The following is an 11,637-nucleotide window of genomic DNA, read 5'->3' as shown; positions in this document are numbered from 1 at the left end:
TGTGAAAGTAGGACATTACCAGGCTTCAAATTGTAGAAAGCCCGAATCTAGCGATTCGGGCTTTTTTACGTCTGCAGAAAAGTGAAATGTGGTGAATTACTCACATATCGCACTATAATTTAGCTAATTTACATCCTACCAAACACTTATATTAAGCACTCAATCTTGGTGAACGAGATAAATTAAGAATCACTTTGATCCCCTACTCAGTTGATAATTATCTATATAAATATAGTTAAGCTCTATCTCAATAATACTGAATGGGATTGAGGTGAAAACAGTGTTAACTAGGTACTTAATACTCTTATAGAACACATATATTGTGCCAACATGTAATTCATTGACTATAATCATTAATCCTAGGTCGCGGTAAAGAGCGCTACTTAAAATAATTGATTATCCGAACAGGTGAATTATTTCATCGTTAGCATAATTAATCTTCACTGTATTTTGCATAATTCAACAAAGGATTTAATTTTCTCTGATGCGATATAAAATATCTTGGTGCTTACTTTTTACCACTATCCTTACTCATTTTTCTGCTTTTTCTAATGAGTTTGAATTTTCTGGTTATGCTCGAGTTATTGGTGGCTACTTAGACGAAAAAAATGTCGAATATAAGGGATATGAAGACAGCATTAAATTTTCTCCATCTAGTTTAATTGGATTCCAAGGCGAGTATCAGTTTGATGATAAGTGGTCTGCAACAGCTCAAGTTTTGCTAAGAAGCAATAACACAACAGCTTCCGATAACTCAGGGTTAGAGTGGTTATATTTAACATATAGACCGACAGATAATATTCAAATAAAACTCGGAAAATTACGCACACCTTTTTTTACCATGAGTGACTTTTCGGATGTTGGTTTTGCGTACCCATGGATCAATCCACCTCAACAAGTTTATGATACTTATTTATTTAAAACGTTTAATGGCATAGATGCTGTTTATAAATTTGGTGCAGAAAATTTTGATGTGAGCTTTGAAGGTTACTATGGTGAAGAGTCGGGTGATATAGGGATTGGCGCCTTAAGAACGGGCTTTGAAGTTGATAACCTTCTAGGATTCATTGGTAAGATTAATATTGAAAACTTAGAATTTAGAGTTTCCCGTTATAATGGGAATATCAAGCTTGATATTGATGAGATAAGACAGCTAGAAAATGTGCTTAATAGCCTTAATTTTACAAAAAGCGCCAGCTCGGTAAAAACAAAAGGTAGAGCACATGCAGACCAATTTGGCGTAATTTACGACAATCTAGATTATTTTTTTAGAGGTGAATGGGTCCGCATTAAAACTGATTTAGGGATAGTGCCTATAATTCAAAGCTATTATTTAACTGCCGGTGTTAATCATGCTCCTTTTACTTACCACTTAACATTTGCAGATAGCGACGTAGAAACTCGTTCTGCTGAAAATGAAATTCCGTTAGGTATTAATAGCGACTTAGATCAACTTGCATATGGATACAATCGTATTTTTGATGAATCTACGCCTGATTCAATTAAGAGTTGGACGGTTGGTGTACGCTGGGATGTGTTGCCAAACCTTGCCTTAAAAGCTGAGTTTTCAACCCTAGAAGGCGACGATGTAAAAGACTCGTTTTTCGTTACTCCTGATGACTCTGATTTTGATAAAAAAACTAATCTTTATCTTATTGGTTTGGATTGGGTGTTTTAATGATATTTTTTAAACCTATTAATAGCATTAAAAAAACTATGATGCTCTTTGTAGTCGCTAGTAGCCTATTTGGTATTAGCATTTCAGTTTATGCAGAAAATACAAAGTCATCGAACGTCATTATTGTAGTAAATACCACAGACCAAAACTTATCTTTTAGTAAGCAACAAATTCGCCATATTTATATGGGTGGAGCTATGAGCAGACAATTTAAAGCTGTTAACCTATTTGTCGGCAATCCGCTTAGAATAAATTTTAATACTAGGATGGTAGGTCTTACTGAATCTAGAATACAAGCTTATTGGGCCCAAATGCGATTCACTGGGCGCAGCAAACCACCTATTGAATTTGAGTCTACAGAAGAGGTTATAGAATACTTACTAACCGTTGAGGACTCAGTAGCTTACCTTCCTGCAGGGATCACTATACCTAAAGAGCTCACCATAATTTCACTAAATTAAAAGCAAGCCGTTTAGTTAGAAAAGCATCAATTGCACTGAGTTATTTTGTAGTTATTGTTAGTTCTTTAAATAATGTTTCTGCTCGTTCAATTGCTTGTGGCAGTTGTGCAATGCACACTGGCTTTGCAAAATAATAGCCCTGCATTTCATCACTACCATGTGATACTAGGTAGTTAGCTTGATCGGCTGTTTCAATCCCTTCGCTACATATTTTCAAACCAAGGCGCTGGCCTAAATCGAGTATTGCTTTTAATACCGCAGTGTCTTTTGCTGAGCTTGCATATTGATTTACAAACATTCGATCTATTTTTAATGTATCAATTTCAATTTTAGTAAGGTAACTCAATGAAGAGTAACCAGTGCCAAAATCATCTAATGCAATCGAGCCGCCCATAGCTTTAACTTGATTAAAAAATTCATTAGCGTTCTCAAAATTTTCTAAATAGCTTGATTCTGTTATTTCAAACTGAATATTTGAAATATTTACGCTATGTTCAAGTAGTTTACTTTTTACAGTATGAATGAAGTTATGATCCTTTAAGTCATGGCTTGAAAGGTTCATGGAGACGAGTACATTGTTCCCCATAAGTTGTTTTAGCATTTGCATATCTTTAAATACTTGTGTGATAACCCATTGAGTAATCGCTTTTATTTTACCTGCTTGTTCCGCAATAGGTATAAACTCACCAGGAGAAACAAAGCCTAGCTTTTCACTTTGCCATCTTATTAAGGCTTCTAAACCTTTGGCTTCTCCTGTACTCGACATTTTAAGCTGGTAAAATAACTCAAATTCATTTTGTGTTATTGCATGAGTTATTAAGTTAGCGACTTGCGCTTTTCTTTTGTTATCTTCAAGCATCTTATGATGGAAAACGGTATATGCACCTTTGCCTTTTTCTTTTGATGTGTACATTGCAATATCAGCATTACTAATGAACGTATTTATATCAAATTTAGCTTCTTTGGCACTCGCTATACCAATACTAATACCTGCTGGTACGTCCCATTCGTTTATAGTGAATGGCTCTTTCATACCCTCAATGATACTTTCGGCGATATCTATAACGATAGACTGCTCAGTGATATTAGGTAGCATAATTAAAAACTCATCGCCGCCTAATCGCGCAATTATGTCGCTACTTCGCAGATGGCTTTTCACTTTATTTGCGACGGCTTGTAAAAGCATATCCCCGGTTTCATGGCCAAGTGTATCGTTAACCCCTTTAAAGCTATCAACGTCAAAAAACATAATTGCAATGTCTTGGTCGTTACTTTTACTACTAGCTAACTCAAGTTTAAGCAGCTCCATAAAAAACATGCGGTTAGGTAGGCCTGTTAATATATCGTAGTTAGCGAGGCGCTCCATTGAATGTGTTTGTACTAAAAGCTGTGCGGTGTGTTTATGGTTGGTTTGAATTTGGGAGTCAATTGTTTGTAGTAATGTATTAATGTCATTACCAAGTTGAGATACTTCATCGTGACCAGTTACTTGATATTGAAGCTTATAATTTGTTGATTTTTCTACTTTCTGTGTGAATTCTGAGAGCTTTAAAAGTGGGCTTAATAAACGCTGATATATCCAAAACGAAATAATAATCGTGAGTGCAATAATTAAAACTACAAAGGGTGCTGCACTGTAAAAAAGGCTAACCTTACTTTCATCTAATGGTTTTTTAAAGTCTTGTACAATGAGTAAATACCCAATAGGAAACTGTTCCTCCCCAATTGCCTTTAAAGCAACTAGTCCTTCATTAGTTATTGTAACCGCGTAAGGTAAATCTTTTGGTTGAATACTGACGAGTTCAGGTTTGAAGTTCTCTAGATATAGATAGTTAGGGTGCACGTATGACTGAATTAACTGCCAGTCAGCATCAAATACATTTACAAACTTAATATGTTCGTATCGATCAAAACCGAGCAATTCGGTGGTTATGGAGAACAAGTCAACTTGCTCAGACATAACGCGTAATAAACTATCGGAAATGTTTGAAGACATTGCATCTAAGTTTTGTTTAACAGATTGACGATACAGATCTTCGTGCTCATTAATCGCGAGGAAAAAAACTAAATTTGCGCTAAATATAATTAAAACTGTTGTTATTATAATAAATTTATACCGAATACTATGAAGCATCAAATTTAACCCTTAACCGTCATTTAATTATGTTTTAGTTATTATTATGTAATCAGACAATCCATAATTACAAAAAAAGTTACTTACTTCGCCCTTTTTAGCACTAAAAATCTAACATTAAGAATGCTTTTAAATTCATATACTAAATATAGCTGTTTATTTAATTTTGTACTGACTTACTTTGTTGCAATTTCATTCTTGGTTTAATAAGTGACCTGTGTAAAACTACCTGAGTTAATTTAGTAAATCAGGTGACATGAATGTCGAATATTAAAGCTTGGAAACTTATAAGCCTGTTTTGTTTGTTCGCAGTACTTATGGGTTGTCAATCGAAAGAAGAGCAGCTGCAACAAACAATTCAAGAGTCTATTAAAAAGGTAGATACGGAGCTGTCTCAGCTTGGTACTGCACTCGATAATGGAAGTGTACGCAATGCTGTGTTACTTAAAGAATATGGCGAGCTTCTTAAAAAACAACAACCAGAGCTTACAAAAGTTGTTGATGTAATTACCCTTGATGCAACGCGCCAAGGCGCACTTTATAGTGGCTTAACACAGCGACTTAAAGATATTAAAGGAACTTACTTAATTCCTCCTTACGAAGATACGTTACATAGCATTGATTTGTTGCGTGATGCATCTAAACCTACGCTATTTTCTGATGCGTTAACCGATCCTATTAATATGCTAGCAGATATGTCCAAAGGCACTTTAGCGCGTGTAGGCGCAATTAGTAAGCAAGCTGAAGGTGAGGGTGTTGGTAACCAAATGGTAGGTAACCCTAACTATGGTAACTGGCAATCAAATAGTAACGGTATTAGCTTTTGGCAATGGTACGGAATGTACCGTATTTTAGGTGATGTATTTGATCGTGTTGAATACGGAAGCTGGAGTAAGCGCCGAAAGTATAGCTATTACAATGACTATGGCCGCTCGCGTTATTCAAGCCCTAAACAAATTAAAACCCAAAGCGCGCTAGAAACACGCACGCGCCAAACATACCAACGCCAAGGTAAGCAGTTTACAAGCCCTTATGCGAGTAAAAAAACAGGTGCATCAGGTTTAAGCCGTAGTAGTTATACGCCAGCAAAAAGCCGCAGTAGTTATTCTCGTTCGAGCAGTTATAGCAATAGCTCAGGATCGGTGCGTGATAGCGGTAGCAGAACCTCTCGTGGCGTGAGCCGTGGTAAGTAAAAGAATAAAGTTGGAGTTAGAATAATATGTATGAATTTAATGGAATAACTATGTGGTCACTGCAAGCGCTGGCGATTGATTTTGCAATTATTGTTTTATTATTTGTAAGCCTTAAATATATAAAAGGCTGGGTTTCAAACTTACATGCAAATGATGAAATAACAGAGCGTGATAACTTTGCTTTTGGGATTAGCTTTGCCGCTGGCTTAGTGGCACTGGCGATTGTATTAACGGGTGTAAGTAGCGGAGCTTTTGCTGCAACACTGCAACAAGAAGCACTGCAAATGTTAGCTTATGGCGCATTAGCAATTGTACTGATTAAGTTGGGTCACTTTTTTCAAGATAAAGTAGCGCTTCGTAAAGTAAGCCTGCACGACGAAATCGTTAAAGGTAACGTTACAGCTTCAATAATTGATTTTGGCCATGTTGTCAGTGTTGCTATCGTTATTCGCTCAGCTCTTTTATGGGTGGCTACTGACGGCTGGCATGGTCTTCCAATTGTAATTGCCGCCTTTATTATAGGTAGTGTTGTATTACTACTTGTTAGCCAGTACCGAGTGCAGTTATTTAAACGTACAAATAAAAGTGGCGACTGCCTACAACAAGCAATTGTTGATGGTAACTTAGCTGTGGGTATTCGTTACGCTGGATTTTTAGTAGGTAGTGCATTAGCTATTACAGCAGCAACGGGTGTTGCACCTTACGCGGCTGATAATATTAATGCGAGTTTACTATACTGGGCTATTAGCGCAGTAGTGAGCCTTGTTGCATTTATTATTTTGCACTTAGTGACAATTAAAATAATTTTATCTGGTTGCGATATTTCCGATGAAGTTAATCGTCAAAAAAATGTAGGTGTAGCTACTATTTCTGCAGCAGTATCATTTGCTGTAGGTATCACTATGGCAACATTACTAGGCGCATAATCAGTGTCATCAACCACAACTAGCCCAAGTAAGTCTCGCTTACTTGGGCACGATATACTACTTATTACTGTTATGGCCGTGCTTGCTGGGTGCGGCCTTATTTATGAATACTTACTGTCTCATTATGCGGGCCGTGTACTTGGCTCAGTAGAGAGCGCTATTTACGCCATGATTGGTACTATGATTGTAGCAATGGGCTTAGGCGCTTTTTTAGCGCGTTGGTTTAAAGATGCATTTACCGCTTTTGCTTGGTTAGAAAGCATTATTGCTTTGGTTGGCATGGGCTGCATTTTAGCGATAGCGGGTGTAATAGCAGTTAGTTATTCTCTTCCTCATTTATTTTCGAGCATTTTTAATTTACCCCCTGATGTTGTACTTAATGGTTACGTATTTCAAAAGCTACAAGAGTGGTCACGTTTTCTACCTTATGTTTTTGGTTTAATACTGGGCTTATTTATTGGTATGGAAATACCGCTTATAGCGCGCATTCGTCAGCACGTTTATGGCCGTTTTTTAGAAAACAACGCAGGGACTATTTATGGTGCCGATTATATTGGTGCTGGTATTGGTGCAGCTATTTGGGTAAGTATCATGCTCTCAATGCCTATAATGCAAGCTGCAGCGTGGACGGCGTTATTTAATATCATCGCAGGACTCGCGTTTTTATGGCGCTACCATACCCATGTGCGCTTTGCTAAGGCACTTTTAGTTTGCCATATAGTATTACTTGCATTATTTGGCTTTATTTTAGTATTTGGCAGTAGCTGGATGAACAATCTAAGTAATGTTTTATACAAAGATAAAGTAATTTATTCGCAAGCAACTAAATACCAACACGTAGTTTTAACCGAAAGATTAAGCAAAAACCAACCTCAGCCAATTACCGATTTATATTTAAATGGGCGTTTACAGTTCTCAAGTATTGATGAGCAAATATATCATTCAATGCTGGTTTACCCTGCAATGCTTGCCTCTAACAGACACGACCGTGTATTAATAATTGGTGGTGGTGACGGGCTTGCACTTAGAGATGTTTTAAAATGGCCTGTAAGCGAAGTAACGCTAATAGATTTAGACGCGCAACTACTCAATTTATTTGGTCATAAAGACGGTGACTTTACGCCGCCAGAGCACATCAATAAGCGATTACTACAGCTAAACAATAAATCGATGCATGATTCGCGAGCCAACATAATTGTGGGTGATGCATTTTTAGAAGTAGAAAAGCTACTTGACCAATCTAAGCAGTTCGACACTATTTTAATTGATTTACCTGACCCTAATCATCCTGATCTAAATAAAATGTACAGTGACTACTTTTATAATCATGTACGGCAGCTATTAGCACCCGATGGCGCAATGGCGGTTCAATCAACCTCACCTTATCACGCTAAAAAAGCGTTTTTAAGCATTGCTAAAACAGTTAAAGCTGCTGGGTTTGGCTATGTTGAGCAGTATCAGCAAAACATACCTTCTTTTGGGCAGTGGGGCTGGACTATAGCGACTAAAATGGGGCAGTCGGCCAGTGGCCGTATTAATGGTGCGACGGCTATGCCTGTGCCATCAAGATGGATTAGTAAAGAATATTTATTGGCAAGTTTTGTATTTCCTAACCACTACTTTGAACAAGTTAAAAGTATTGAGGTCAATAGGTTAGGATCTGGTCAGTTGTATGATTACTATCGAACTGCATGGCAAATAGAAAGCGAATTGTATAAAAACTAATAAAACATGGTTGACATAATATGTCGACCATGAGAATCTTAACTCAGACATAATATGTCAAACGACAAAAGGCAGAGACATGGAATTAAATGAACTTTCAATAAAATTAGCTTCTTTTGAAACTGAAGGCGCTAACTTTGAGTCTTTCTTGATTGCCAACCCAGGCGAGCAAGATGTTTTACAAGTCATTGTTGATGGAAATGATGAGCTTCCAATTTTTGTTACGCAAACGCAAGAGCAGTTATTATGTATTAGCTACTTGTTTGACGAAGATGAAGTTAAAAGTGAATTACGCAACGAGTTAAACGAAACATTACTACGTTTAAACGTGCCAATTCCACTGAGTGCATTTGCTAAAATCGATAACAAATACGCGATTTTTGGTGCACTGTCGGTAAATTCATCATTAGATGACGTTACCCACGAACTAGTGACATTAGCCGATAACGCTATCGATGCACTAGAAGCCGTGACCTTGTATTTAAACGATTAATAGCTAGTTAGTGGAGTTAAGATTATGAGTATTTTAAAAAAATTATTTACAGCAGTACGTGGCGGCGCTCGTGAAGCTGGTGAAGCAATTGTAGACAAAAATGGCATCCGTATTTTTGAGCAAGAAATTGCAGACGCGCAAAATGCACTTCACCGTGCTAAAAAAAGCCTTACTGAAGTAATGGCTAAAGAGATGCAAACGAAGCGTAAAATTAGCGCTGTAGATGCATCAATCGCTGAACATGAAGCGTATGCAGGCCAAGCTCTTGAAAAGGGCAACGAAGCATTAGCATTAGAAATTGCAGAAAAAATTGGTGACTTTGAAGCTGAAAAAGCTGAAAACGAGCAAGTATTATCTGGCTTTAGCAATCACATTGTTGCGCTTAAGCAGCAAGTTAAAGATGCTGAAAAATCGATTAAAGAGAATCAGCGTCAGCTTACAATGGTTAAAACCACTGAAAGCGTACAGCAAGCAACAATGGCTGTTAACAGCACACTTAATACAAACAGCTCGTCTATGACATCGGCTCGTCAATCGCTTGAACGCATTAAACAGCGCCAACAAGATCGAAGTGACCAGCTTGGTGCTGCAAAGCAACTTGAGTCAGACGTAAATGGCGATGACTTAAAAGCAAAAATGGCTGAAGCAGGCATTGGCGACACAAGTCCAAAAAGCGCTGATATTTTAGCTCGCATCAAAGCGAAGCAAAATAGCTAACCATTACGTTTATACTTTAAAAAGGTAACCGAGTTTTTCTCAGTTACCTTTTTTGCTTAAAAGGCAGCCCTCCTATGTTTAATTTTTTCAAATCTAAAAAAGAGCCAGAACGTCAGCTTAATCATCCGAGCGATCTTAAAAAAGGCGACATGTTTAGCGTTATTGACTCATTTGCCTATCCTGCATGGTTAAAGGGTGAAACGTTACGTGTTACTGACATTCAGACTTACCAATATCAGCACAGTAGCGATACTGAATTTGTACTTGAGACAAATAGCGGCCAAGTTGTATTTTTACAAATTGAGCAAGATGATGGCGAAGAGTGGGCTAACTTTTCTATTAAAATTCAGCGAAACGAAGTTGAAGAAATATTTAGCCTTGATGAGTTTGCGCGTATTTTTGATGAAGAGTCATTAACCCACATTACAGTGCAAAATACACCAGAGCGCTTTATGCAGTTTTTAGCTAAAAGCTATCAACAAAGCGAGTCGCCTTATGTGTGTTATTTCCATAATAAAGACTACCGCAACCAAGCATTACCTCGTTATGAGCAAGAAGGTGGCGAGCCATGTGAAATGATTTGCTTAGCGTCAGATAATGAAGGCTTTGGTTTAAATATCGAAATTTGGGATGGCGGCGAAACCGAAGTATCGCTAACGCTCATGCGTCCAATGTCAGACATTGTAGACTTGTTTCCCGGAGATGCTAAGTGAGTGATGCTAAAGATAAGTGGTTACGTCAGGAACAAGCTGTACGTGCCACACAAATGGCATTCGATCTAAGCAGCGAAGTTCAAAAGCTGATAAAAAAGCAGGCAATTGATCAAGAGCTAACGCCGTCAGATATGATCCGAAAAATACTTGGCTTAGACGTAAAGTCTAAAAAAACGCGTCAACGTTTATCGTTTAACTTAAATGATGATGAAATAGCGCAACTAGCCAGTCGCTTTGATGTACAAAGCGATGATAAGCGAGCCGTAAAGCAACAAGTAGCTGATTTATTAATAGCTCACACTAAAAATAAAAAGTGAAATAATTTAATTAGGTTTTTATGAATATTATTTTAATTGCTTACTTAATTATTTTTGCGTTGTTTGGTACTGCGGCGAGTTATTTTGTACGCTTTATTTATGCGTATTGGGTGCTTAAAACAATGCCCATGAAATACATTATTAAAGCGGGTGTTTGCGTGGTACTGGTGGTAGTAATTTCAGCGTTAATTCCGTATTTAAGTTAACGCTGAAATTAGCTTATACGCGGCCGTTTTTATTTTATATCAAACGACTGGCATTGGTGGTTAATACACAGCGATTGCACTTCAAGTACAGGAGAACAATCAGTTAAGCCTTGTGCTTTATTTTGTATGTTTTCTTGTTTTGTTATTTGTTGAGCAAGCTGTTCTGCTTCTTCTTGAGAGGTGTTTAGCGTTGAATAAACAGCATATTTACTCGGTCCGCCGCATGCGCGGGCGCCCACTTCAAGTACTTTGCACTGAAAGCTTGCAGTGCAGCTGTTATTACTCACCATGTTATTCAGATCATAGTTTAAGTCAGATAAGTTTTTACTTTGCTCATTTGACGTCACAGTACTAGCACAACCACTTAGTAATAAAATGCTGCTAGCAATGCTTAAAATTGATAGTTTAATTGCCGATGGTAAACATCTCATAACGTTATCCTTAAAATGCACTTACCGCTGAGCCTTCAAGTTTAACACATTTATTTTCAACACACTGCGTGCTTGGCGTTGTTAAATGCTGACAAATGCTCATCATCCCTTTTTGTGAATTATAACTACTTTCAAGCTTAGTAATTTTATCGCTAAGGACAGCTACTTGTTCCTCAGACGCGGTGTTTGTTGAGTACACAACAAAGCTGCTCGGCCCACCACATGCGCGACTGCCTACTGCACTTACTCTACATTGGGTGCTGGTATCACATTGCTTATCTGTAATTAGCGTATTTAATTCGGTTTTAGCTGTTTTTATATCGTCTATTGAAACGTTTTTTAAATCAGCTTTTGGTATTTTTTCAGCAACTACGTTTTTTTTAGTATTTTCTTGTAATTGAGTGTTTTCTTTTAGCTTTTGTAGCTCTTGCTTTGGTGCTTCAGCTTCTGAGGTGATTGTTACTTGCTGCGTTTCAGTGGGTGCTTTATCTAAGCATGCAGTTAAACACAGTGGTAAAAGTATGGCTAACAATGGGGTACGCATAACAAACCTTGATAGTGATGAAATATTCATCACTATCATACACGGTGCATTTTTTACGGCAATAAAAACTATATTATCAAGTAATTAAAGCCGCGAAAA

13 protein-coding genes are annotated in these 11,637 nt (G+C 37.5%); 10 read left to right on the top strand and 3 right to left on the bottom strand.

All coding sequences use genetic code 11. From position 1 onward, the window contains the following. Window positions 1-484 precede the first annotated feature (484 nt). Window positions 485-1,678, top strand: a complete 1,194-nt coding sequence (locus GQR52_RS16700; RefSeq protein ID WP_165729148.1) for a hypothetical protein — start codon at window positions 485-487, stop codon at window positions 1,676-1,678. Beyond that, on the top strand, window positions 1,678-2,139 hold the full coding sequence (locus GQR52_RS16695; protein WP_165729147.1) for a hypothetical protein: 462 nt from the start codon (window positions 1,678-1,680) through the stop codon (window positions 2,137-2,139). The genes GQR52_RS16700 and GQR52_RS16695 overlap by 1 nt, the downstream gene beginning before the upstream one ends. A gap of 40 nt (window positions 2,140-2,179) precedes the next feature. Here GQR52_RS16695 and GQR52_RS16690 read toward each other — a convergent pair whose 3' ends face one another. After that, window positions 2,180-4,135 (bottom strand): EAL domain-containing protein, encoded by a 1,956-nt coding sequence (locus GQR52_RS16690; RefSeq protein ID WP_240914487.1) that lies wholly within the window; start codon window positions 4,133-4,135, stop codon window positions 2,180-2,182. A 398-nt stretch (window positions 4,136-4,533) separates the two neighbouring features. On the opposite strand from GQR52_RS16690, the gene GQR52_RS16685 reads away from it, so the two are divergent. The 8 genes from GQR52_RS16685 to GQR52_RS16650 all read left to right on the top strand — a co-directional run bounded on the left by GQR52_RS16685 (window position 4,534) and on the right by GQR52_RS16650 (window position 10,563). Then, entirely contained in the window at window positions 4,534-5,466 is a 933-nt protein-coding gene (locus tag GQR52_RS16685; RefSeq protein ID WP_007579759.1) for a hypothetical protein, read from the top strand. A gap of 26 nt (window positions 5,467-5,492) precedes the next feature. Next, the gene (locus GQR52_RS16680) at window positions 5,493-6,392 is read left to right on the top strand and encodes a DUF350 domain-containing protein (RefSeq protein WP_024589503.1); all 900 of its coding nucleotides are present in this window, start codon (window positions 5,493-5,495) and stop codon (window positions 6,390-6,392) included. Between the two features lie 3 nt (window positions 6,393-6,395). Then, window positions 6,396-8,117, top strand: coding sequence for a polyamine aminopropyltransferase (locus GQR52_RS16675; protein WP_165729145.1), 1,722 nt, complete (start codon window positions 6,396-6,398; stop codon window positions 8,115-8,117). Between the two features lie 79 nt (window positions 8,118-8,196). Then, a complete protein-coding gene (locus GQR52_RS16670; RefSeq protein WP_004335098.1) occupies window positions 8,197-8,610 on the top strand; it encodes a DUF2170 family protein in 414 nt (137 codons plus the stop codon). Window positions 8,611-8,634: 24 nt separating this feature from the next. Beyond that, window positions 8,635-9,327, top strand: a complete 693-nt coding sequence (locus GQR52_RS16665; protein WP_004335088.1) for a PspA/IM30 family protein — start codon at window positions 8,635-8,637, stop codon at window positions 9,325-9,327. Window positions 9,328-9,401: 74 nt separating this feature from the next. Further along, window positions 9,402-10,040 carry a hypothetical protein gene (locus GQR52_RS16660; protein ID WP_010554827.1) on the top strand — a complete coding sequence of 213 codons (639 nt, stop codon included), beginning with the start codon at window positions 9,402-9,404 and terminating at the stop codon, window positions 10,038-10,040. Next, complete coding sequence (locus tag GQR52_RS16655; protein ID WP_024599671.1) at window positions 10,037-10,357, top strand: hypothetical protein; 321 nt, start codon at window positions 10,037-10,039, stop codon at window positions 10,355-10,357. The genes GQR52_RS16660 and GQR52_RS16655 overlap by 4 nt, the downstream gene beginning before the upstream one ends. A gap of 20 nt (window positions 10,358-10,377) precedes the next feature. Continuing rightward, on the top strand, window positions 10,378-10,563 hold the full coding sequence (locus GQR52_RS16650; protein WP_010554829.1) for a hypothetical protein: 186 nt from the start codon (window positions 10,378-10,380) through the stop codon (window positions 10,561-10,563). Between the two features lie 29 nt (window positions 10,564-10,592). On the opposite strand, the gene GQR52_RS16645 is transcribed toward GQR52_RS16650, so the two are convergent. Then, a complete protein-coding gene (locus GQR52_RS16645) occupies window positions 10,593-10,994 on the bottom strand; it encodes a hypothetical protein (protein ID WP_101216211.1) in 402 nt (133 codons plus the stop codon). A gap of 10 nt (window positions 10,995-11,004) precedes the next feature. After that, complete coding sequence (locus tag GQR52_RS16640) at window positions 11,005-11,538, bottom strand: hypothetical protein (RefSeq protein WP_101216212.1); 534 nt, start codon at window positions 11,536-11,538, stop codon at window positions 11,005-11,007. Window positions 11,539-11,637 lie beyond the last annotated feature (99 nt).

Origin of the sequence: Pseudoalteromonas sp. 31A1 (assembly GCF_011378815.1) — a bacterium.
Classification (GTDB): Bacteria; Pseudomonadota; Gammaproteobacteria; order Enterobacterales; family Alteromonadaceae; genus Pseudoalteromonas; species Pseudoalteromonas arctica.
This window is presented reverse-complemented; position numbering and strand designations above follow the sequence as displayed.